This window comes from Pseudomonas sichuanensis, from assembly GCF_003231305.1.
GTDB classification, from domain to species: Bacteria; Pseudomonadota; Gammaproteobacteria; order Pseudomonadales; family Pseudomonadaceae; genus Aquipseudomonas; species Aquipseudomonas sichuanensis.
The window spans coordinates 40,109-63,253 of sequence record NZ_QKVM01000031.1 but is presented as its reverse complement, the minus strand read 5'-3'; the positions used below and the strand labels follow the sequence as shown (position 1 = coordinate 63,253).

General features: G+C 65.1%; 20 protein-coding genes. 7 read left to right on the top strand and 13 right to left on the bottom strand.

Features of this window, described 5'->3' with window-relative positions:
- Position 1 precedes the first annotated feature (1 nt).
- The 7 genes from DM373_RS17100 to radA form a co-directional block, all read right to left on the bottom strand.
- Complete coding sequence (locus DM373_RS17100) at positions 2–1,348, bottom strand: HlyD family type I secretion periplasmic adaptor subunit (RefSeq protein WP_110994693.1); 1,347 nt, start codon at positions 1,346–1,348, stop codon at positions 2–4.
- A 4-nt stretch (positions 1,349–1,352) separates the two neighbouring features.
- Positions 1,353–3,116, bottom strand: coding sequence for a type I secretion system permease/ATPase (locus DM373_RS17095; protein WP_110994692.1), 1,764 nt, complete (start codon positions 3,114–3,116; stop codon positions 1,353–1,355).
- 169 nt (positions 3,117–3,285) lie between these two features.
- A complete protein-coding gene (locus DM373_RS17090) occupies positions 3,286–3,900 on the bottom strand; it encodes a heme acquisition protein HasA (protein WP_110994691.1) in 615 nt (204 codons plus the stop codon).
- Positions 3,901–3,981: 81 nt separating this feature from the next.
- A complete protein-coding gene (locus DM373_RS17085; protein WP_110994702.1) occupies positions 3,982–6,645 on the bottom strand; it encodes a TonB-dependent receptor in 2,664 nt (887 codons plus the stop codon).
- 198 nt (positions 6,646–6,843) lie between these two features.
- Positions 6,844–7,839, bottom strand: a complete 996-nt coding sequence (locus DM373_RS17080) for a FecR family protein (RefSeq protein ID WP_110994690.1) — start codon at positions 7,837–7,839, stop codon at positions 6,844–6,846.
- Between the two features lie 68 nt (positions 7,840–7,907).
- Positions 7,908–8,411, bottom strand: coding sequence for an RNA polymerase sigma factor (locus DM373_RS17075; protein ID WP_110994689.1), 504 nt, complete (start codon positions 8,409–8,411; stop codon positions 7,908–7,910).
- Positions 8,412–8,482: 71 nt separating this feature from the next.
- Positions 8,483–9,850, bottom strand: coding sequence for a DNA repair protein RadA (radA, locus tag DM373_RS17070; RefSeq protein WP_110994688.1), 1,368 nt, complete (start codon positions 9,848–9,850; stop codon positions 8,483–8,485).
- Between the two features lie 178 nt (positions 9,851–10,028).
- On the opposite strand from radA, the gene mscL reads away from it, so the two are divergent.
- Positions 10,029–10,448, top strand: a complete 420-nt coding sequence (mscL, locus tag DM373_RS17065; protein WP_110994687.1) for a large-conductance mechanosensitive channel protein MscL — start codon at positions 10,029–10,031, stop codon at positions 10,446–10,448.
- A gap of 209 nt (positions 10,449–10,657) precedes the next feature.
- Here mscL and DM373_RS17060 read toward each other — a convergent pair whose 3' ends face one another.
- Positions 10,658–11,434: a ferredoxin--NADP reductase gene (locus tag DM373_RS17060; RefSeq protein ID WP_110994686.1), complete on the bottom strand. Its 777-nt coding sequence runs from the start codon at positions 11,432–11,434 to the stop codon at positions 10,658–10,660.
- A 212-nt stretch (positions 11,435–11,646) separates the two neighbouring features.
- Here DM373_RS17060 and DM373_RS17055 point away from each other — a divergent pair, with 212 nt between their 5' ends.
- Together DM373_RS17055 and DM373_RS17050 are read left to right on the top strand one after the other, a co-directional pair.
- Positions 11,647–12,348, top strand: coding sequence for an autoinducer binding domain-containing protein (locus tag DM373_RS17055; RefSeq protein ID WP_110994685.1), 702 nt, complete (start codon positions 11,647–11,649; stop codon positions 12,346–12,348).
- An 88-nt stretch (positions 12,349–12,436) separates the two neighbouring features.
- On the top strand, positions 12,437–13,561 hold the full coding sequence (locus tag DM373_RS17050; protein ID WP_110994684.1) for a methyltransferase: 1,125 nt from the start codon (positions 12,437–12,439) through the stop codon (positions 13,559–13,561).
- 170 nt (positions 13,562–13,731) lie between these two features.
- Here the strand turns inward: DM373_RS17050 and DM373_RS17045 are convergent, their stop codons facing one another.
- Genes DM373_RS17045 through DM373_RS17035 form a run of 3 tightly spaced genes read right to left on the bottom strand, consistent with a single transcriptional unit; the run spans position 13,732 to position 16,330 of the window.
- Positions 13,732–13,872, bottom strand: a complete 141-nt coding sequence (locus DM373_RS17045; protein WP_208642803.1) for a DUF2474 domain-containing protein — start codon at positions 13,870–13,872, stop codon at positions 13,732–13,734.
- 12 nt (positions 13,873–13,884) lie between these two features.
- Positions 13,885–14,892 carry a cytochrome d ubiquinol oxidase subunit II gene (cydB, locus tag DM373_RS17040; RefSeq protein ID WP_110994682.1) on the bottom strand — a complete coding sequence of 336 codons (1,008 nt, stop codon included), beginning with the start codon at positions 14,890–14,892 and terminating at the stop codon, positions 13,885–13,887.
- Position 14,893: 1 nt separating this feature from the next.
- Positions 14,894–16,330: a cytochrome ubiquinol oxidase subunit I gene (locus DM373_RS17035; RefSeq protein WP_110994681.1), complete on the bottom strand. Its 1,437-nt coding sequence runs from the start codon at positions 16,328–16,330 to the stop codon at positions 14,894–14,896.
- A 345-nt stretch (positions 16,331–16,675) separates the two neighbouring features.
- On the opposite strand from DM373_RS17035, the gene DM373_RS17030 reads away from it, so the two are divergent.
- The 3 genes from DM373_RS17030 (at position 16,676) to trmA (ending at position 20,612) form a co-directional block, all read left to right on the top strand.
- On the top strand, positions 16,676–17,896 hold the full coding sequence (locus DM373_RS17030) for an MFS transporter (RefSeq protein ID WP_110994680.1): 1,221 nt from the start codon (positions 16,676–16,678) through the stop codon (positions 17,894–17,896).
- 338 nt (positions 17,897–18,234) lie between these two features.
- Positions 18,235–19,530, top strand: a complete 1,296-nt coding sequence (locus DM373_RS17025; RefSeq protein ID WP_110994679.1) for an NCS2 family permease — start codon at positions 18,235–18,237, stop codon at positions 19,528–19,530.
- Positions 19,527–20,612, top strand: a complete 1,086-nt coding sequence (gene trmA / locus DM373_RS17020; protein ID WP_110994678.1) for a tRNA (uridine(54)-C5)-methyltransferase TrmA — start codon at positions 19,527–19,529, stop codon at positions 20,610–20,612. The genes DM373_RS17025 and trmA overlap by 4 nt, the downstream gene beginning before the upstream one ends.
- A gap of 84 nt (positions 20,613–20,696) precedes the next feature.
- Here the strand turns inward: trmA and pcaG are convergent, their stop codons facing one another.
- Positions 20,697–21,302 carry a protocatechuate 3,4-dioxygenase subunit alpha gene (gene pcaG, locus DM373_RS17015; RefSeq protein ID WP_110994677.1) on the bottom strand — a complete coding sequence of 202 codons (606 nt, stop codon included), beginning with the start codon at positions 21,300–21,302 and terminating at the stop codon, positions 20,697–20,699.
- 11 nt (positions 21,303–21,313) lie between these two features.
- On the bottom strand, positions 21,314–22,033 hold the full coding sequence (gene pcaH / locus DM373_RS17010; protein WP_110994676.1) for a protocatechuate 3,4-dioxygenase subunit beta: 720 nt from the start codon (positions 22,031–22,033) through the stop codon (positions 21,314–21,316).
- A 201-nt stretch (positions 22,034–22,234) separates the two neighbouring features.
- Here pcaH and ypfJ point away from each other — a divergent pair, with 201 nt between their 5' ends.
- The gene (gene ypfJ / locus DM373_RS17005; RefSeq protein WP_110994675.1) at positions 22,235–23,125 is read left to right on the top strand and encodes a KPN_02809 family neutral zinc metallopeptidase; all 891 of its coding nucleotides are present in this window, start codon (positions 22,235–22,237) and stop codon (positions 23,123–23,125) included.
- Positions 23,126–23,145 lie beyond the last annotated feature (20 nt).

Below are 23,145 nucleotides of genomic sequence, written 5' to 3'. Positions count from 1 at the left end.
ATCACTCCTCCGCCAGGGCGACATGCACCCGGTCGGCCAACGGCTTGAACAGGTAGTTGAGCAGCGAGCGCTCACCGGTGCGCACGAATGCCTCCACCGGCATGCCCGGGCGGATGTCCAGCCCCGCCAGCTGCTGCAGGCCCTGCTCACTCACCTTGATGCGCACCTGGTAGTAGGGGTGCTGGGTCTTTTCATCGACCAGTCGATCAGCCGACACCAGGCTCACCTCCCCCTCCACCCGGGGCGTGGTGCTCTGGTTGAAGGCGGCGAACATCAGCTCAACCGGCAGCCCCGGGCGCAAGCGGTCGACCATCTCCACCGGCGCCCTGGCATCGACCAGCAGCGGCGCACCGGCCGGGACGATCTCCATCAACTGCTGGCCACGGGCGATCACCCCGCCATTGGTGAACACACTCAGCCCCACCACCGTGCCGGCCACCGGGGCACGCACCTGGGTGTGGGCCAGCTCGAACTCGGCGCTGCGCAGGCGATTGCCCAGGTCCTCGGCACTGGCTTGCAGCTCGGCCAACTGCTGGCGCACTTCGTTCTGGAATTCCTGTTGGCGCTGGCCGATGCGCAGCCTGAGTTCCAGCACCTGGCGCCGGGTACGGCCGATCGAGCCCAGGTCTTCGGCAATCGAGCCGTTGACCTGGGCCAGCAGGCGTTCATTGTCGAGCAGCCGGTTACGGGCGATGTAGCCATCCCGGGCCAGGTCGCGCAGGCCACGCAGCTGCTCGTCGAGGGCGTCGCGCTGGGCCTGCTTGCTGGCCAGCGAGCCCTGCAAGCCCTGCAACGAAGCTTCGGCGCCGGCAATACCTTCGCGCATGCCGCCAAGCTCCATGTCCAATGCGCGGGCACGGCTGACCCGCAACTGGCGCTGGCCCTCCAGGGCCGCAGCCACCCAGGGCGTGCCGGCCTCGGCCTGCAGGCCCTCCGGGAACGCCAGGCCCGGCAGGCCGTCACGCTCGGCCAGCAACCGTGCCTCACCGGCGCGGGCGTTGACGTACTGCACCCGCAGCGAGCCGACCTGGGCCTGGGCCTGGGTCGGGTCCATGCGCAGCAACACCTGGCCGGCACTGACCGGCTCGCCATCGCGTACCAGCAGTTGCTCGATCACCCCACCCGTGGGGTGCTGCACCGCCTGCTTGCTGCCGGCCACCACCACGTTGCCGGTCACCGGCACGCCCTTGTCCAGCGGTGCCAGCGCAGCCCACAGCAAAAAGCCGCCAAAGCCGGCCAGCACCAGCCAACGCCCTATCCGGGCGGGGCGATGTTCACTGAGGCTGAGCACGTTGTCGGGGTCGGCGGGGGCATCGGTCTTGCGCTTGGTAACGGCATGTACGGTCATGAAGTCAGGCTCTTGGCAGGCCGAAGCTGGCGCTCAGGCCAAGGGGCGGGCGTGTGGCGGGCGCGGCGGCAACCGGCGCCGGGCGGGCGGCGCGCTGCAGGTCCTGCAGCACCCGGGCGGTCGGCCCGTAGGCTTGCAGCTGGCCGTTCTGCAGCATCAGCAGATTGTCCAGGCCCGCCAGCAACGACGACTTGTGGGTGATCAGAATCAGCGTGCGCTTGTGCTCACGCAGTTTGCCGACGGCCTCGAGCAGCGCCTGCTCACCGGCCTCGTCAAGGTTCGAATTGGGCTCGTCGAGCACGATCAACGCCGGCAACCCGTACAGCGCGCGGGCCAGGCCGATGCGCTGGCGCTGGCCGCCGGACAGCCCGCTGCCGCCCTCGCCCAGCACCGTGTCATAGGCAGCCGGCAGCTTGAGGATCATCTCGTGAACACCGGCCATTTGCGCGGCGGCCACCACCTGCTGGGCGTCCACCGGGCCCAGGCGGGCGATATTGTCGGCAATGCTGCCGGCGAACAGTTGCACATCCTGCGGCAGATAGCCGATATGCCGGCCCAGCGCCTGACGCTCCCACACCCGCAGGTCGGCACCGTCCAGACGCACCTTGCCGGTGGACGGCGCGGCAGCACCGACCAACAGACGCGACAAGGTCGACTTGCCCGAACCCGACGGGCCGATGATGCCCAGCGACTCACCGGCAGCCAGGTCGAAACCCAGGTTGCTCAGGCAAGGCCGGTTGCTGCCCGGCTGCAGCGCGCCCACTTGTTCCACCGTGAGCCTGCCCAGCGGCGCCGGCAACGGCATGCCGGCCGGGCATGGCGGTTGCGTGCGCAACAGCTCGCTCAGGCGCAGGTAGGCCTGGCGGGCACCGCTCCATTGGCGCCAGGCGCCGATCAACTGATCGATCGGCGCCAGTACCCGGGCCATCAGGATGGAACCGGCGATCATCATGCCGGGGGTGATCAACTGCTCGATCGCAAGCCAGGCGCCCAGCCCCAACACCAGCGACTGCAAAGCCAGGCGCACGGTCTTGGACACCGCGCTGACGGCCGCGGTGCGCTCGCTGCCCAGGTTCTGCCGGGCAAGAAAACCATGGTGCAGGCGCGCCCAGCGCTGGCGCACCGCGCCCAGCATGCCCATGGCTTCGATCACCTCGGCATTGCGCAGGTTGGCGCTGGCCTCAAGGCCGGCCTGCTGCGACAGCTCGCCCGCTTCGGCGAACGGGGCCTTGGTCAGGCGCTCGTTGACCCAGGCCAGCACGGTCAGCAACACCGCGCCCACCAGCGCCATCAGGCCAAGCCACGGGCTGAACATGAAGATCACCAGCAGGTACACCGGGAACCAGGGCGCGTCGAAGAAGGCGAACAGCGCCTGGCCGGTGGCGAACTGGCGCAGGCTGGTCAGGTCGGCGAGCATCTGCCCGGCCGCGCCCTTGTGCCCTGCCAGGCTGGCCGCATAGGCGGCGTCGAACACCCGCGGGTTGAGGTCCATGTCCATGCGCGTGCCCAGGCGCACCACCACTTGGCTGCGCAGCCATTCCAGCACACCCATGAAGGCGAACAGGCCCAGCACCAGAAGGCTGAGCATGAGCAGCGTCATCTCGTTGCGCGACGACAGGACCCGGTCATACACCTGCAGCATGTACAGCGCCGGCGCCAGCATCAGCAGGTTGATCACCGCCGTGAACAGGGCGACGTTGGCGAGGCCGGCACGGCAGGCCTTGAGCGCCTGCAGCACTTCGTTGGCCGCGGCGGGAGCGGTTCGCATTCGTTGGAAACCTCACAGGGTGCGCCGACCGGCGATTGCTTTGTGCCGGTCGACGCCACAGAATTCGCACCACCGCAGCCTGGGCCCGGCAAAGACACGGGCTGCGGGGTAAATGCAACAGATCAGCGAATGGCGGGGTTACCTTCCATTCGCTTTTTCATGCCTGGGCTCAGGCCGCCAGGGCCAGGTCTTCAGGCAGCGCCTGCACGCCAACGGCTTCGGCCGAGGCCGCGACCGGGCCAGCCGCCAGGGCGGTGTTGATCTGGGCGAAGGTGTTGTTGGTGGACACGCCGTAGTCGGCCAGCAGGTTGTCCAGCACGGTTTCCAGGCCGGCGGTCTTGCCCTGCATCAGGTTGTAGATCACGTTGTGCACGTCGTTGCCTGCACGGCCGGCACCTTGCGCGGCGTTCAGGTCCAGGCCGTCGAAGCTCACGGCCAGCGCCTGCACGCTGTAGTTGCCGCTGGCGTCACGCAGCAGGGTGTTGCCCAGGGTCACGGTGTCCAGCTCGCCGTACAGGTAGTGGTTCTGGTTGTCGCCGGCCGGCAGCGAGGCATTCCAGACGTAGTGCAGGCCGGTCGGGGTGTCGCTTTCGGCGATCACGGCAAAGTTCGAACCATTGGTGCCGCGAATGGCGTACTGGCTGCCATCGGTGCCGCCCTCGTTGAAGCCACCGGTGTTGCTGGCGTTGTGGTCGGCGGTCTTGAAACCGGTGGCCCAGGCCGAGAGGTACTGGTCAACGGTGAAGTTGGCGAAGGAAGCCGAGTAGGTAACGGACAGAGACATTGCATTTCCTCATTGCGTTGCAGTTGAGAGCGAAGGCGTTCAGCGCCTTCGTGTTGCCCGACAGTGGGCGAACCTGGTGAATCAGAAACGGTACTCGAGCATGCCGGAGAGGGTCCGGCCGCGGGCCAGGGAGAGGTTGTTGGCATCGCCCATGGCCACGAAGTAAGCCTCGTCGGTGACGTTTTCCAGCGACAGGGCAATGTTCAGCTGCGGGGTCGCCCAGTAGCTGGCATACAGGTCGTAGACCTTGTATTCCGGCCAGCGGGCCTTCTCCAGGTTGCCGTAACCCTGGCTGTTGAGGTGCTCGCCCCGGCCCGCGCTGTAGCGCAGGCGGGCGCCGACATCGAGGGTGTTGTCGAAGAAGCGCAGGCCGGTGGTCAACGCGCCACGGTCGGACGGCATGTAGGCGGCGTTGCCCATGATCTCGCCACAGCTGATCTGGTCGTTGATCGCCTGGCCCTCGGTGAAGTTGTAGGCCGGCAAGGTCACCGGGATCGGGAAGCCACCGAAGTCGATCACCGTGTCGATCATGCCGGCTTCGTTGCGCTGCACGCCGCCGCCCATGTACAGCTGCTTGGAGCAGAACTCGTTGCTGCCGATCATGTGGGTGTAGCTGAGCTGGGTGTAGAAGCGGCCGTTGTCGTAGTCGAGCGAGTACTCCACGCCGCGGAAGTTGGTGCCTTCGAGGTTGTTGGTGTAGGCACTGTTGCCCAACGACAGCCCGGTGATGTCGGTGCCGGGCAAGTCGACGCTGTAGTCGAGGTACGAGAAGTTCTCGATCCGCGTATCGAAGTAGGCCACCTTCACACCGAGGCGGTCGCCATCGCGAAACAGCGATTCCTTGAAGATGTTGAAACCGGCTTCCCAGTTATGCGACTGCTCGGCCTTGAGGAACGGGTTGGGGTACACCAGTTCGTTGCCGCCGCCGTGCGGCTTGCCGCTCATGAACGCTTCGGTCACGGCCGGCGGACGCCAGCCGCGGCCCCAGCGGGTGTAAAGCTGCAACCAGTCCAGCCCCGGCTTGACGCCGATACCGAAGGTCGGCGAGAAGCGCCCCTCCTCGCGCTCGACGTCATAGGCAAACTCGGTTCGCTCGCGCAGCACGTCCACCCCGGTGACACCGATCGGGTAGGCCCAAGTGGTGAGCCCGGTCTTGCCGGTCAGGCGATAGCGGTCGTAGCGCAGGCCGGCATCCAGGGTCAGCCAGCCGTCATGCTCGAAGGACAGGTTGCCGAACAGGCTGCCCATGGCCCGCTTGCCGTCAGGGTCGGCCCCGGCGATGAACGGGTTGTTCTTTTCATTGGGCGCGGGAATGCGCTCGCTGCTTGGCTTGAAGGTATCCAGGAACAGTTCGGCGCCATAGTTGAAGCTCAACAGGTTGCTCTGGCCGAAATAGAAGCGCGAGGTGTTCTGCGCCTGCAGGCCCCAGGTGTCGGTCTGGAAGTGATCGTTGTAGTCGGCGTAGAAGTTGCCGCTGCCCACGCTGGCCGTATTGCTGTTGTTCCAGCGGTCCTGGCGGGTGGTGACGAAATACAGCTTGGCCTTGAAGTCGATCAGGTCGTTGTCCGGCGCATAGCTGTAGTCGAGCCCGAAGTTCTTCGCGTTGATGTCGCTGCTGGCGGTGCGCCGGTAGTAGAACGAGTTGAGGTCGGCGGCCAGCCAGGTCCAGGCATCCTTGCTGTCGGTGTCGGTTTCCATGTAGCTCAGTTGCAGGCGCTGGTCTTCGGGCAGGTTCAGGCCCACCTTGATCAGGTTCGAGCGGGTCACGGTGCCCATGTCGCCGACCTCGGACTCGATCCAGTTGTCCCAGGCCCGCGGGAACAACTTGCGCAGGCGCATTTCGGTGCCCAGGTTGTCCTTGTTGTTGGTGCCGGCGCGGTAGTTGCCGAAGTGGCGCTCGCTCATGCCCAGCAGCAGGTCACCCACTTCGTTGCCGAAGGCGAACACGCCGCTGCCGTTGAAATAGGTGCCGTTGCCCAGCTCGCCAATGCCATGCCCGGCACGAATGCGGCCGCCCATTTCCTTGCCTGGGCCGAGAAACTCGGCGGCGTTCAGGGTATTGAAGCTGGCAATGCCGCCGAGCACACCCGCGCCGCCCATGCCGGACTGGCTGCCCTTTTCGATCTCGACGTTGCTGACGAACTCCGGGTCGATGAACATCGTGCCATTGCGCTGCTGGTGGCCGTTGACGCTGAAGTTCTGGCGCATGCCGTCGATGTTCATGTTGACCCGGCCGTAGTCCTGCACGCCGCGGATGTTCACCGACAGGCCCGGATCGCGCTGGTTGACCGCGGTGTACACCCCGGCGGTCTGCTCGAGCATGTCGGCGGCATGGCGCGGCGGGCGTTTGTCGATCTGATCACGGGTGATCACGCTGGCCGAACGTGGTGCCTGGTACACCCAGTCACCGTCACGGCTAGACTCGACCTGGGTGGCCCCCAGCTCCAGCGCCACGCCGGACTCTTCGAGCCGCTCCAGGCCCACCTGCCCCGCGGCACTGAAGTGGTAACGCACCGGCATGTTGCGCAGCAGCAGGCGCAAGCCTTCTTCCACGCTGTAGCCACCGCGCAGCCCTTCGCTGTACAGGCCGACCAGCTTGCGGCTGTCATAGAACACCTGCACACCGGACTGTTCGGCATAGGCCAGCACTGCGCTGTCGAGCGGCTGGGCGGGAATGTCGAACTGCACCAGGCTGCGGCTTGTGCTGTTCGGCGAGGTGGCTGCCTGGGCCAGGCCGATCCCCATCGGCAGGCTCAAGGCGCCAATGGCCAGGCTGCCGGCCAGGGCGATGCGGCTCAGGGGCCGGCGGGGTTGTGCGGGGTGCGTGCTCACTGCGCGTCTCGTCTTCTGTTGGCGATTTCTAGTAATGAAAATCAATCTCAACAATCAGACGTGCGACGTAGGAAAACTCAGTAACGCAAAACCAAAGTTTTTTTCAGCGCTTCAGTAGATCAGCGTCAAACCCGGCAATTGCAGGCGTTCGGCCTTGAGTTCGGCGGTGAGCACATCGGCTGCCACGGCCAGGTTGTCGAGGCGGAACACCCCACTGACCTGGCGTTGCGCCAAGGCCGCGTCGACCACCAGCAGGCGCCCGTCACGGTAGCGGTTCAGCCGTTCGACCACCTCGGCCAGCGGCTGGCGCTCGAACACCAGCACCCCGCGCTGCCAGTCGGTGGCCCGCTGCAGGTCGCGCCCAGGCCACAGACGCACGCCCTGGGCCTGGTCGTAGCGCAGCGCCTGGCCCTCCTGCAACAGCTGGCTGGCCACGCCCTGTACCGGCGCGGCTTGCAGTTTTACCTCGACACTGTGTTCGAGCATGCCGACCCAACCGCCCTCGCCCGCCGCGCCGACCACGAACCGCGTGCCCAGGGCCCGGGTGCTGGCGCCGGCATAATCGACCACGAACGGCCGTGGCTCGGCGGCCGTGACCGGCGCGGCACTGAACACTGCATCGCCGGCCAGCAGGCGCACCCGCCGCTGCTGGCCATCGAAGGCCAGCTGCAAGGCGCTGCGGCTGTCGAGATCGACCAGGCTGCCATCGGGCAAGGTCACCCGACGTACTTCGCCAGCAGCGGTGACGTAGTCCGCGCGCCAGCCCAGCAGCAGGCCGGGCCCCTGCTCCACACCCAGCACCGCCAGCAGCACCAGCGCGCTGCAGGCCACGGCCCGCCGAATACGCGAGCCCCTGCGCCGGGCAGGCGTGCGCGTGCTGCGCGGCAACGGCGCACGATGCGGCGCACCAGCAGGTGCAAGGCCCGCCAGCTGCCCCAGGTCGCCCCAGGTCGCCTGCGCGAAGGCATAGGCCTGGGCATGGCGCGGGTCGCTCGCACACCATTGCTCCAGCGCCTGCTGCTGCACACGGCTCAAGGGGGCGGCGCCTTGCAGCACCACCCACTCGGCGGCCTGCTCGCGGATGGCTTGCTCGTTCTGGCTGCTCACACGGTTCTCTCGCGATCTGGTTATGTCTGGGCTGACGTCTGAAGCGGCGTTTGTCAGTAAACCGTTGGTCATTCCGCTTCCTGCAGGCACTGCATCACATAGGCCAGGGCCTTGGCCAGATGCTTCTGCACGGAGCTGTCGGAAATACCCAGGTGACGCGCGACTTCGGCGTGGGTCATGCCCTCCAGGCGATTGAGGCGAAACACCTGCCGGGTGCGTTCGGGCAACGCCTCGAGGATCGCCTGCAAGCGGCGCAGGTGCTGGATGCGCGCCGCCTGCTCATCGAGCCCGGGGCCGTCCTCGATGATGCTTTCCAGCGCTTCGTGGGGGACCAGATCGGTCTTGCGCCGCTGCTGCTGGCGCACATGATCGACCATCAGGTTATGGGCCGTGCGATACAGGTAGGCCTGGGCATTGTCGATGCGGTCGACATGCTGCTGCTCGGCCAGGCGCAGGAAACTGTCCTGCACCAGGTCGGCGGCCAGCTGCGGGTCGCGCACCTTGCGCGAAAGCATGGCCTGCAGGTTTTTCGCGTGCTTGAGGAACAGCCGCTTGAGGTCGAACTCCGCCACACGCACTCCATACGATGGTCGCAAGGTGGCGGCATGCTACTAGCTATTGAGAATCACTTGCAAGAAGCCGACTATTCGAACAACGCATCCAGGGCCTGCTCCAGACGGGTCACGGCAATTACCTGCAACCCCGGCGGCGCCTCTTTCGGCGCATTGCCCTTGGGCACGATGGCCCGCTTGAAGCCATGCTTGGCGGCCTCCTTGAGGCGCTCCTGGCCGCTGGGTACCGGGCGTACCTCGCCAGACAAGCCGATCTCGCCGAACACCAGCAGGTCGTGGGCCAGCGGCCGGTTGCGCAGGCTCGACATCACCGCCGCCAGCAGCGCCAGGTCAGAGGCGGTCTCCAGCACCTTGACCCCGCCGACCACGTTGAGGAACACATCCTGGTCGTGGGTGGGGATGCTGCCGTGACGGTGCAGGACCGCCAACAGCATGGCCAGGCGGTTCTGGTCCAGGCCCAGGGTCACCCGCCGCGGGTTGGCCAGGTGGCTGTCATCGACCAGTGCCTGCACCTCCACCAGCATCGGCCGGGTGCCTTCCCAGGTAGCCATCACCACGCTGCCGGGCACCTCTTCCTGGGTACGGTTGAGGAAGATCGCCGAAGGGTTGGAGACTTCCTTGAGGCCGCGATCGGTCATGCCGAACACGCCCAGTTCGTTGACGGCGCCGAAGCGGTTCTTCACCGCCCGCAGCAGGCGCAGGCGCCCGTCCGACTCACCCTCGAAATACAGCACGGTGTCGACCATGTGCTCCAGCACGCGCGGGCCGGCCAGCGAACCCTCCTTGGTGACGTGGCCAACCAGGAAGATCGCCGTGCCGCTCTGCTTGGCATAGCGCACCAGCAGCGCCGCGCTTTCGCGGACCTGGGCCACGCCACCCGGGGCCGATTGCAGCTGCTCGGTGAAAATGGTCTGGATCGAGTCGATCACCATCACCCGCGGTTTCTCCTGGCGGGCGGTGGCGATGATCGCCTCGATGCAGGTTTCGGTCATGACCTTGAGCTGGTCCTGGGGCAGCCCCAGGCGCCGCGAGCGCATGGCCACCTGCTGCTGCGATTCTTCGCCGGTGACGTACAGCGCCGGCATCTGCGTGGCGATGTTGCACAGGGTTTGCAACAGGATGGTCGATTTGCCGATGCCCGGGTCGCCGCCGATCAACACCACCGAACCATCGACCAGGCCCCCTCCGAGCACCCGGTCAAGCTCGGTGCTGCTGGTGGTGAAGCGCGGGATCTCTTCGACACTGACTTCGGCGAGGGTCTTGATCTGCGCCTGCTGCCCGGCCCAGCCGGCCCGCCCGCTGGGGGCCGCCGCGCCGCCGCTTTCGATCATGGTCTCGACCAGGGTGTTCCAGGCGCCGCACTCGCCGCACTGGCCGGCCCATTTGGGGAAAGTTGCGCCACATTCGGTACAGCCATACAAACGCTTGGCCTTGGCCATGGGCGCAGTCTCCTGGAAAAAACCGCCATGATAGCCCAAGCCGGACGTGTCCCGAACGCACCGAAAGGCGACAAAACTATTCGCTCTAACCGCAGTCAGTAGCCCTGAATGCCACGCATGAAGCGTTTAAGTGGCTTACACTGCGTCTACCTCACCATTTGTTACAAGGAAATCGCACATGGGCATGCTCAGTGAGTTCAAGGCCTTCGCCGTCAAAGGAAATGTCGTGGACATGGCCGTCGGTATCATCATCGGCGCCGCCTTCGGCAAGATCGTCTCGTCGTTCGTCGGCGACGTGATCATGCCCCCCATCGGCCTGCTGATCGGTGGGGTGGACTTCAGTGACCTGGCCATTACCCTGAAGGCCGCCGAGGGTGACGTACCGGCCGTGGTGCTGGCCTACGGCAAGTTCATCCAGACCATCCTCGATTTCATCATCGTCGCCTTCGCCATCTTCATGGGTGTGAAAGCGATCAACCGCCTCAAGCGCGAAGAAGCCGTGGCACCGAGCGCACCACCGGTACCGAGCGCCGAAGAGAACCTGCTGACCGAGATCCGCGACCTGCTCAAGGCGCAGAACCAGAATCGCCAGCCCTGAGGCTGTGCATGAAAACGGCGCCCTCGGGCTAATGTCAGTCAGTTTGCGCTTCATCGCACTTATTGGGGCTGCTTTGCAGCCCTTCGCGGGTAAACCCGCTGCCACAGGGGCGGCGTATAACCTGTGGGAGCGGGTTTACCCGCGAAGGGTCGCATAGCGACCCCAATTGGCTTGACTGACCAGCATTAGCCCTCGGGCGCCGTTTTCGTTTACCAGTAGTTCTCCACCGCGACCTGGCCGGGCCGCTTGCTCAGGCTCAATTGCAAGTCGCGCGCCTTGAGCACCTTGCGCGTCTCATCGATCATGTCCGGGTTGCCGCACAGCATGATCCGCGAATGCTCCGGCGACAGTTCCAGCCCCGCCGCTCGCTCCAGTTCGCCGTTCTCGATCAGCGTGGTGATCCGCGCATTCAACGCCCCCGGATGCGATTCTCGGGTCACCACCGGAATGAACTGCAACTTGCCGGCGAACTCCGCCAGGTAGTCGCGTTGCTCAAGCCCGGCGATCTCCTGCACATACGCCAGCTCCTTCGCCTCGCGCACCGAGTACACCAGCTTGATGTTGTCGAAGCGCTCCCAGGCCTCGAAGTCCTGCAGGATCGACATGAACGGCGCGATACCGGTGCCGGTAGCCAACAGCCACAGGTCGCGGCCACCGGTAAAGCGGTCGAGGGTCAGGTAGCCGAATGCCTGGCGGTCGATCAGCAAGGTGTCGCCCGCGCCCAACCGGCTGAGCTCGCTGGTGAACTCACCGCCGGGCACCACGATGGAAAAGAAGTCGAGGAATTCGTCGTGGGGGGCGCTGACCATCGAGTAGGCGCGCCACACCACGCTGCCATCGGCCTTGGTCACGCCCAGGCGGGCGAACTGCCCGGAGCGGAAGCGAAAGCCTGGGTCACGGCTGACCCGCAGGCTGAACAGGTTCGGCGTCAGGGGCTGAACATCGAGCAGGGTCTGGCGGGTGAACTTGTCGGCGCTGGCGGTCATGACGGGCTCCATAAATCAGATGCGCCAAGTGTCTCGCAAAGCGCCGGGGATAAACACCACCGGATTGTAGGGCATCGCTTTTGGCTGACAAAAAGCTGCGCAAGAAACGTGACAGCTATAGCAAAAAAAACCAGCGCAGCACGAGGACTTTTCCTACACTTGGGCCGTGCAGTCCGGTAATTGGATCCATCGGATTTCTGGGAGCTCCACCAATGTCACAGTGGCAAAGCGAACAGCTTCAGCAGATGCTGGGAGAGCGCGACCCCGACAGATTGTTCCTCCAGGCAATCGAACTGGTTCAGGCACTCGGTATGCAATTCGTCAGCCTGGCGACCCACATGCATTTCGCGGGCAAAGCCCCTCAGGTGGATTTTCGCAGCAACTACCCGGACGAATGGCACCAGGCCTACCAGCAGCAGTTCATGAACAGCGACCCGGCTTGCTGCGAATGCCGCAAGACTACCCTGCCGCTGTTGTGGAACGACGACCTGTTCAAAGAGGTGCCGCAGCTGCGCGAGTCGGCCTGTGCTCACGGCCTGCGCCATGGCTGGACGCAATCGTTGTTCGATCAGTTGCACAACGAGAGCCAGCTGAGTGTCGCCCGGCCAGACGGCCAGATTCGCCCCATCGAACTCTATGAAAACGGCGCGCAGATCATGTGGTTGTGCCAGGTGCTGCATGCCGCCGTGAGCGAACGGCACATGGCCAGCGAGGAGCACCATGTGCCGCTGAGCAAGCGTGAGCTGGAAGTGATGAAGTGGTCATCGGAAGGCAAGATCGCCGAGGATGTCGCCAAGATACTCTCGCTATCCACCAGCACGGTGAACTTCCACATCCGTAGCGTGATCGCCAAGACCAACACCAGCAACAAGGTGGCGGCCATCGTCAGTGTCTTCCGCCAAGGCCTGCTGTAACCCCCCTCGAAGCGCAAAGCCCTGTAGAATCGCGTACCTCAAGCACGTCGCGCACCGCGACGGCCAGATTCGCGCCGAGCCGTACCTCATGCCCCTGTTCAACAGCCCCTTCGCCGACCTCGACCTGATTCGCCAGCCGGAACAGGCCAACGACCCGCTGCTGGCTTTCGACGCCGCCGACCAGTACCTGCTGGAACACCTGGCAGCCCAAGCACCGGCCGCAGGCTGCCGGGTGCTGGTGCTCAACGACAGCTTCGGCGCCCTGGCCGCCAGCCTGGCCGGCACCTTGGACGTCACCAGCAGCGGCGACTCGCACCTGGCGCGCATGGCGCTGGAGAAGAACCTGGCAGGCAACGGCAAGCCGTTCGATGCCGTGCCTTTCGTACCCGCCAACCAGCACTGGCAAGGGCCGTTCGATCGCGTGCTGGTGCGCGTACCGAAAACCCTGGCCCTGCTCGAAGAACAGCTGATCCGCCTGCAGGGCCACCTGGCCCCCGGTGCTCAGGTGATCGCCGGCGCCATGATCAAGCACCTGCCACGTGCAGCCGGCGACCTGATGGAAAAGTACATCGGCCCGGTCCAGGCCTCGCTGGCCCAGAAGAAGGCGCGCCTGCTCACCGCCACGCTCGCCGAGCGCCCGCTCGCCCAGTCCCCCTACCCTAGCCGCTACCGCCTCGACGCACCGGCACTGGAGCTGGTCAACCACGCCAACGTGTTCTGCCGCGAAGGCCTGGACATCGGCACCCGTGCCTTCCTGCCGCACCTGCCGCGCGACCTGGGCCGCGCCCGGGTGGCAGACCTGGGCTGCGGCAACGGCGTACTGGCCATCGCCAGCGCCCTGGCCAACCCTGACGCGCATTACACCCTGGTGGACGAGTCGTACATGGCGGTGCAATCGGCCCGCGACAACTGGCAGGCCGCGCTGGGCGATCGTGAAGTAGCCATTCAGGCGGCGGATGGCCTGGCGGGGCTTGCGAAGCAGTCGCTGGACGTGGTGCTGTGCAACCCGCCGTTCCACCAGCAGCAGGTGGTCGGCGATTTCCTCGCCTGGCGCATGTTCCAGCAGGCACGCGAGGCGCTGGAGGTGGGGGGAGCGTTGTACATCGTCGGCAACCGGCACCTGGGCTACCACAGCAAGCTGGCGCGGTTGTTCAGAGGTGTGGAACAAGTGGCGGCGACGCCGAAGTTCGTAGTGCTCAAGGCCCGCAAGTAAGTCAGCCCCACCAAGCGGGCTTGCACGTCCACTGTAGGAGCGGCCTTGTGTCGCGATAGGGCCGCAAAGCGGCCCCGGCGATTTCTGCATTAACGCTGAAATCCTGAGGCCGCTCTGCGGCCCTATCGCGGCACAAGGCCGCTCCTACAAGCAGACGTTTCGCTTCAGGCTCAGTGCGTGCTCAACCCCGCCGCATTCATGAACATCCGCATCCCGTAGGCGAACACCCCAAGCGCCGCGACACTCAGCGCCCAGATCAGCACCAGCCAGCCCAGGCGTTGCCATAAGGGTTTCTTCTGTTCGACATCCATCATGGCGCGCTCCTAGTGATAGCCGTCTTCATGGGTCACCTTGCCGCGGAACACGTAGTAGCTCCAGTAGGTGTACCCGAGGATGAACGGCAGGATGAACAGCGTGCCCACCAGCATGAAGCCCTGGCTCTGCGGCGGTGCGGCGGCATCCCAGATGCTGATCGACGGCGGGATGATGTTGGGCCACAGGCTGATCCCCAACCCGCTGTAGCCAAGGAAGATCAGCACCAGGGTGAGCAGGAACGGCGTGTAGTGCGCGTTGCGTGCAACCGCGCGCAGCAGCCCGTAGAAGGTCACCAGCACCAGTAGCGGCACCGGCATGAACCACACCAGGTTAGGCATGCTGAACCAGCGGTCGGCGATCTGCGGGTAGGCGATCGGAGTCCACAGGCTGACGATGCCGATCACCGCCAGCAGCACCAGCGCCAGGGGCCGCGCCATGTCGTGCATCTTCTGCTGCAGCGGCCCTTCGGTTTTCATGATCAGCCAGGTACAGCCCAGCAGGGTGTAGGCGACGATCAGGCCCAGGCCAGAGAACAGGGTGAACGGCGTCAGCCAGTCCAGGTAGCCGCCGACGAACTTGCGGTCGACCACCTTGAAGCCTTCGATGAAGGCGCCCAGGGCCACGCCCTGGAAGAAGGTGGCCACCAGCGAGCCCCAGATGAACGCCTTGTCCCAGATATGCCGCTTGTTGGCCCGCGCCTTGAAGCGGAACTCGAAGGCCACGCCGCGGAAGATCAGCCCCACCAGCATCAGGATCAGCGGCAGGTACAGCGCCTCCAGCACCACCGAATAGGCCAGCGGGAAGGCGCCGAACAGCGCAGCGCCCCCCAGCACCAACCAGGTTTCGTTGCCGTCCCATACCGGGGCGACGGTGTTCATCATCACATCACGGTCACGCTCGTCCTGGACGAACGGGAAGAGCATGCCGATCCCAAGGTCGAAACCGTCCATCACCACGTACATCATCACGCCGAAGATGATGATCACGGCCCAGATCAGCGGAAGATCGATACCCATCTCAGTTCCCCTCGCTCAGGCGGGTGGAGGTGGCCTCATGGCCATCATCGGCGGCGGACAGTGGCCGCGCCGGCGTACGTTGCTGGCCAGGGCCACCCGGGGTGTGCTCCTCGCCTTCGCCGGTTTTCGGCCCTTTGCGCACCAGCCGCATCATGTAGCCGATGCCGGTGCCGAACAGGGCGAAGTACACCACCACGAACATCACCAGGGTGAAACCGAGCTGAGCATAACTATGGTTGGACACACCGTCGGCGGTACGCATCAGCCCATAGACCACCCAGGGCTGGCGACCGATCTCGGTGGTGAACCAGCCAGCGAGGATGGCGATCAGCCCCGACGGGCCCATCCACAGGGTCAGGTAGAGGAACGGCCGCGAGCTGTACAGGGTGCCGCGCTTGCGCAGCCACACGCTCCACAGGCCAACGAAGATCATCAGCATGCCCAGGCCGACCATGACCCGGAACGACCAGAACACGATGGTCGAGTTGGGGCGGTCTTCGGGCGGGAACTCCTTCATTGCCGGTACTTGCTTGTCCAGGCTGTGGGTAAGAATCAGGCTGCCCAGGGCCGGGATCTCGATCTTGAAGCGGGTGGTTTCGGCTTGCATGTCCGGGATGCCGAACAGGATCAGCGGCGTCGGTTCACCGGGTTTGTTTTCCCAATGCCCCTCGATGGCCGCGATCTTCACCGGCTGGTGCTTGAGGGTGTTGAGGCCGTGGAAGTCACCGATCACCGCCTGGATCGGCGCGACCACCAGCGCCATCCACATGGCCATCGACAGCATCTTGCGCACCGCCGGGTTATCCCGGCCACGCAACAGGTGCCAGGCCGCCGAGGCGCCGACGAAGAACGCCGTGGCGACGAAGGCGGCGGTGGCCATGTGCATCAGGCGGTAGGGGAAGGACGGGTTGAAGATCACCGCGAACCAGTCCACCGGGATCACCTGGCCATTGACGATCTCATAGCCCTGGGGGGTCTGCATCCAGCTGTTGGACGCCAGGATCCAGAAGGTCGAGACCAAGGTGCCGAGCGCCACCATGCAGGTGGCGAAGAAGTGCAGGCCGCGGCCGACACGGTTCCAGCCGAACAGCATGACGCCAAGGAAGCCGGCCTCGAGGAAGAAGGCCGTCAGCACCTCGTAGGTCAGCAAGGGGCCGGTGATGGAACCTGCGAAGTCGGAGAACTGGCTCCAGTTGGTGCCGAACTGGTAGGCCATGACCAGGCCGGAGACCACGCCCATGCCAAAGTTGACGGCGAAGATCTTCGACCAGAAGTGGTAGAGGTCACGGTAGGTGTTGTTGCCGGTCTTGAGCCAAAGGCCTTCGAGAACCGCCAGGTAGCTCGCCAGGCCAATGGTGATGGCCGGGAACAGAATGTGAAAGGACACGGTAAAGGCAAACTGGATTCGGGCGAGCTCTAGGGCTTCTAATCCGAACATGGTGCTTCCTCTTCAGATAATCCGGCGTCCAGGCTTGTGGCCCTTGTCGCCCACTGCCCCCACAGTGATCGAGTGCGGCTCGTTGGAATTGTTCTGTTCGATCGCAGGGATTCCGGCCCGAGGGCCAAATTCGTTGCATCTGGAACGATTGATCCAGGTCAACGAATGTCTGGAAGCATAGTCCCGAATCAAGTCACAAGATGTGTGGTTGATTGCCGCGTGACCCGTTGTCCCACCCCCTTTTCCGGACGCTGAAAAACTGTCCATCGCGATATTCAGCAACTAAATGTTACAAACAGATGCTACTCTGCAGACCCCTCTATTGCCGAGGTTACAGGCCTGCCGATGTCCGACTCCGCCCCGCAGTTGCTGCGTCATCACCGCCCTTTCATGGCCTTCTGGCTGGCCCGCGTTTTCACTGCCAGCGGCTTCCAGATGCTCACCGTGGCCATCGGCTGGCACCTCTACCAATTGACGGGCAATGTGCTCGATCTGGGCCTGGTCGGGCTGGTGGAATTTGCCCCGCGCGTGCTGTTCATGCTGCACACCGGGCACGTTGCCGACCGCTATGACCGGCGCAAGGTCGCCGCGCTTTGCCAGGCCTTGCAGGCGCTGATCGCCCTGGCATTGGCCCTTGGCAGTGCCACCGACAACGTCAGCCGCGAGCTGATCTTCGTGCTGGCCTTCCTGCTGGGCGCCACCCGCTCGTTCGAGATGCCGGCCACCCAGGCACTGCTGCCCAACGTGGTGCCGCCGGGGCTGTTCCCGCGGGCGGTGGCGGCGTCGGCCTCGGCGACCCAGACGGCGACCATCGTCGCCCCGGCGGTGGGCGGTTTCCTGTATGCCTTCGGCAGTATCTGGGTGTATGCCCCGACCGTGGCCCTGTACGTCATCGCCTGCCTGCTCATGCTCAGCCTCGACGCCCGCCAGCAACCCCTCCAGCAAGGCCGCGCCAGCCTTGAGTCGCTTCTGGCCGGCATCCGCTTCATCCGCAGCCGCCCGGACATCCTCGGCGCCATTTCGCTGGACCTGTTCGCCGTACTGCTGGGCGGCGCCACCGCGCTGCTGCCGGTGTTCGCCAAGGACATCCTGCTCACCGGCGCCTGGGGCCTGGGCCTGCTGCGTTCGGCCCCGGCGGTGGGCGCGCTGCTGATGTCGCTGTGGCTGGCGCGCTTCCCGGTGGAACGCAAGGTGGGCCTGGTCATGTTCACGGCGGTGGGGGTGTTCGGCGTGGCGACCATCGCTTTCGGCTTGAGCACCTCGTTCTGGTTCTCCCTGGCGGTGCTGGTGGTGCTGGGCGCGGCCGACATGATCAGCATGGTCATCCGTGGCGCCTTCGTGCAGCTGGAGACCCCGGATGAAATGCGCGGCCGGGTGAGTGCGGTGAACGGGCTGTTCATCGGCGCCTCGAACCAGCTCGGCGAGTTCGAATCGGGGCTCACCGCGCACTGGTTTGGCACAGTGCCGGCGGTGGTGCTCGGGGGTGTGGGCACGCTGGTGGTGACCGGGGTGTGGATGAAACTGTTCCCGACCCTGACCCACCGGGATCGCTTGCACAACGGCTGATCCTTCGTGGGAGCGGGCTTGCCCCGCGATTGCGCCCGCACGGCCTGCGCCTCACGAGCCGACGAGATCGCGGGGCAAGCCCGCACCCACAGGAATTGCACAGCGCCAAGAGGCACACGATTCCTGTGGGAGCGGCGATGCGCCGATGCGATTTACCCGCAAAGAGGCCGGCACAGGCTACAGAAAGCCCTCCCCCCAATGGCCATAGGCCCCCGCCCCCCATGCTGGTATGATGCGCGGCTTTTTTGCCCCCCACGCAAAACCGCGGCATCCGGTACGGTCTGTGCTTTGCTGTTGGGGACGATACATTCACGGCGCGAGGCGCCCTGGGAGCAGGCATGCTGGAAAGGCTGTTTCAACTAAAGGCACACAACACCAACGTGCGCACCGAGATTCTCGCGGGCGTCACCACCTTCCTGGCCATGGCCTACATCCTGTTCGTCAACCCGAGCATCCTCGGCGAGACCGGCATGGACAAGGGCGCGATCTTCGTCGCCACCTGCCTGGCCGCGGCCATCGGCTCGGTGACCATGGGCATCATCGCCAACTACCCGATCGCCCTGGCGCCGGGCATGGGCCTTAACGCCTTCTTCACCTACACCGTGGTCCTGCACATGGGCCACACCTGGCAGGTGGCGCTGGGTGCGGTGTTCCTGTCCGCCGTGCTGTTCTTCCTGCTGTCGATCTTCCGCATCCGCGAATGGATCGTGAACAGCATCCCGCTGCCGCTGCGCTCGGCCATTGCCGCCGGTATCGGCCTGTTCCTGGCGCTGATCGCCCTGCATAACGCTGGCATCGTCGTCGATAACCAGGCCACCCTGGTGGGCCTGGGCGACCTCAAGAAACCAGCGCCAATCCTCGCCACCCTGGGCTTCTTCCTGATCGTTGCCCTCGAGGCGATGAAAGTGCGTGGCGCGGTGCTGATCGGCATCCTCGCGGTGACCGTGGCCTCGATCGCCATGAACGTCACCCCATTCGGTGGCGTGGTGTCGATGCCGCCGTCGCTGGCGCCGACCTTCCTGCAACTGGACATCAAGGGCGCCCTGGACGTCGGCCTGATCAGCGTGATCTTCGCCTTCCTGTTCGTCGACCTGTTCGACAACTCCGGCACCCTGATCGGCGTGGCCAAGCGCGCCGGCCTGATGGGCAAGGACGGCCACATGCCGAAAATGGGCCGCGCCCTGATCGCCGACAGCACCGCCGCCATGGCCGGCTCGCTGCTGGGCACCTCGACCACCACCAGCTACATCGAATCCGCCGCTGGCGTCAGTGCCGGTGGCCGCACTGGCCTGACCGCCATCGTGGTCGCCGTCCTGTTCCTGCTGGCGCTGTTCTTCGCCCCGTTGGCCGGCAGCGTGCCCGCCTTCGCCACCGCCCCGGCGCTGCTGTTCGTCGCCGTGCTGATGGCCTCGGGCCTGGCCGAAATCAACTGGGATGACGTTACCGAAGCCGCGCCGGTGGTGGTCACCGCCCTGGCCATGCCGCTGACCTACTCGATCGCCAACGGTATCGCCTTCGGCTTCATCGCCTGGACCGCCATCAAGCTGCTGTCCGGCCGTCGCCACGACCTGAACCCGGCACTGGTGATCCTGTCCATTCTGTTTGTCATCAAGCTGGGCTGGTTCAACGCATGAGTGCCGTTTTCGACCCTACGCAATACGACGCGCAGCTGGCGACCAAGGTCGCCCGCCTGCGCGAGCTGCTGGCGCCGTTCGGGGCGCCCGAGCCTGCGGTGTTCGACTCGCCGCGCGAGCACTACCGCCTGCGCGCGGAGTTTCGCCTGTGGCGCGAGGAGGGCCAGCGCCATTACGCGATGTTCGCCCCGGGCGAGAAGCACAAGGCGATCCTGATCGACGACTTCCCCATCGCCAGCCAGCGCATCAACGAATTGATGCCACGCCTGAAGGCCGCCTGGCAGGGCAATGAGGCGCTGAACAACCGCCTGTTCCAGGTGGAGTTCCTCACCACCCTGGCCGGCGATGCCATGGTCACCCTGTGCTATCACCGCCCGCTGGACGACGCCTGGGAAGCCGCTGCGCAGCAGTTGGCCGCCGAGCTGAATGTCAGCGTGATCGGCCGTTCCAAGGGCAAGCGCCTGGTGATCGGCCGTGACTACGCGGTAGAGAAACTGGACATCGCCGGCCGCACCTTCAGCTATCGCCAACCCGAAGGGGCGTTCACCCAGCCCAATGGCGCGGTGAACCAGAAGATGCTCGGCTGGGCCTTCGAGGCCATGGGCGAGCGCGACGACGACCTGCTGGAGCTGTACTGCGGCAACGGCAACTTCACCCTGCCGCTGGCCACCCGTGCCCGCCAGGTGCTGGCCACCGAGATCAGCAAGACCTCGGTCAACGCCGCACTGCACAACCTCGACGAGAATGGCGTGGACAACGTGCGCCTGGTGCGCCTGTCGGCCGAAGAGCTGACCCAGGCCCTGAACGAGGTCCGCCCGTTCCGCCGCCTGGAAGGCATCGACCTGAAAAGCTATGACTTCGGTACCGTGTTCGTCGACCCGCCGCGCGCCGGCATGGACCCGGACACCTGCGAGCTGACCCGGCGCTTCGAGCGCATCCTGTATATCTCGTGCAACCCCGAGACCCTGGCGCAGAACATCGCCCAGTTGCAGGACACCCACCGCATCGAATGCTGTGCGCTGTTCGACCAGTTCCCGTATACCCATCACATGGAAAGCGGCGTCCTGCTGGTTCGGCGCTGAAACCATCGCGGGGCAAGCCCGCTCCCACTGGCCTTGTGCAAGGCTTTCGTGGGAGCGGGCTTGCCCCGCGATGCGTTGCTCAGGTCAGAAGTCGAAGAACACCGTCTCCCCTTCCCCCTGAATACGGATATCGAAGCGATACGCCGTCTTCCCCTCCACTTCGCAGCGCCTGGCAATCAGCGTCTCGCGCCGCTGCGGCTGCTCGATCAGGTTGAGCACCGGGCACTTCGCGTTCGCCTCGCCCTCGTCATCGAAATACAACCGCGTGTGCAGGTGGATGTTGATCCCCCGGGCAAACAGGCTGATGTTGATGTGCGGCGCCATGGGCACGCCCGCGGCGTTGTTCACCACACCCGGCTTGACCGTGTGCAAGGTCCATTCACCAGCATCGAAGGTGGTGGCGGTGCGGCCGAAGCTGTTGAAGACGTTCTCCTGGTTGTAGTCGTCCTGGTACAGGCCGCTGGCGTCGGCCTGCCAGATTTCCAGGAACGAATCGCGCACCAGGTGGCCATTGCCGTCGTACACCTGGCCGATCAGCAGGATGTGCTCACCCGGGGCATCGGCCTTGGCCAGGCGGTTCCAGATTTCCTGGTCACGGGTCGGGTTGCCGGCCGCTTCCAGGGCCAGGCCGATGTGTACGTAGGGGCCGGCGGTCTGCGAGGGGGTTTCCGGCAGCAGTTCGATAGGCATGACGGTGATCCTCAGCGGTTTTCGAAGTGGGTCTGGCGCTGGCCGCGCAGGACGATGTCGAAGCGATAGGCCAGGCAATCCATAGGGTTGGCGTGGCTCATGTCGAGCCTGGCGATCAGCCGCTCGACTGCATCCGGGTTGGCGATCGACTTGACGATCGGGCACATCGGGATCAGCGGGTCACCCTCGAAATACAGCTGGGTGATCAGCTTGGTGGCGATCGACGGGCCGCTGACGGAGAAGTGGATATGCGCCGGGCGCCAGTCGTTGGGGCCATTGCGCCACGGGTACGGGCCGGGCTTGATGGTGCGGAAGCTGTAATAGCCGTCACGGTCGGTCAGGCAGCGGCCGACGCCGCCGAAGTTCGGGTCCAGCGGCGCCAGGTAGCGGTCGTTCTTGTGCCGGTAGCGGCCACCGGCGTTGGCCTGCCACATTTCCACCAGGGTGTTGGGCACCGGTTTGCCGTACTGGTCGACCACGCGGCCGGCGACGATGATCCGCTCGCCGATCGGCAGGCCACCGTTGTTGAAGTTCAGCAGCAGGTCGTGGTCATGCTCGCCGAAGCGCAGGTGGGAAAAGTCCGGGCCGGTGCTTTCGCTGATCGACTGCGGGATGCTCACCAACGCCTGGCGCGGCGAGCGAGCGATCGAAGTCTTGTAGTCGGGGGTGAAGGCCTTGGGGTGCCAGTTGCGATCACGGATCACGAAACGGCTGGTGTCCTGGGCAGGCATGCCGGTTACCTCTATTGGAATTATGGAGTCGCCTGGGCGTGGCAGGCGGACTTGCAGTTTCCGGCAGGTACGACGGGATGAATATTGAATTCAGCGGTCACAGGTATAACCATTTGGTTATGTGCCTGCGCTTAGCTCAACGGCCAGCGTGGCGCTGAACTAATCTTTTGACTTCATGTTTCAAAAACTGGAGAGCAGCACATGGAATGGCGAAAAGGCCGACGCAGCGACAACGTGGTCGATGCCCGCGGCGAAGGTGGCGGTGGCGGCGGCATGCGTTTCGGCGGCGGCAAGGGCCTGGGGCTCGGCGCCATCCTGTTGATCGTCGGCATCGGCTGGCTCACCGGGCAGGACCCGCTGCAGATCCTCGGCCAGCTGGCCGGGCAGATGGACCAGCAGCAACAGACCGCGCCGGCCAATGTCGGTAGCAAGGCACCACCCGCCAACGACGAGCAGGCAGCGTTCGTCGCCTCGATCCTCGGCGACACCGAAGACACCTGGAAAGCCTTGTTCGCCCAGGCTGGCAAACAGTACCGCGACCCGAAACTGGTGCTGTTCAGCGGCCAGGTCAACTCGGCCTGTGGTTTCGCCTCGGCGGCGGTCGGGCCGTTCTACTGCCCGGCCGACCAGCGCGTGTACCTGGACATGAGCTTCTTCCGCGAAATGGAAACCCGCTTTGCCGCCGCCGGCGACTTCGCCCAGGCCTATGTGATCGCCCACGAAATCGGCCATCACGTGCAGACCCTGCTCGGGGTCTCGGCCAAGGTCGACGCCGCTCGCCGCAGCGGCCAGCGCCTGGAGGGCGACAATGGCTTGCTGGTGCGCCAGGAGCTGCAGGCCGACTGCCTGGCCGGCGTCTGGGCCTACCAGGCGCAAAAGCGCCTGAACTGGTTGGAGCCGGGGGACGTGGAGGAAGCCTTGAACGCCGCCAATGCCATCGGCGACGACCGCCTGCAGCAGCAGGGCCAGGGGCGTGTGGTACCCGACTCGTTCACCCACGGCACCTCGCAACAGCGGGTGCGCTGGTTCAAGGCCGGGTTCGGCAATGGTGATGTGAACCAGTGCGATACTTTCAGCGCGCGTAGTCTTTGACCATCGCGGGGCAAGCCCGC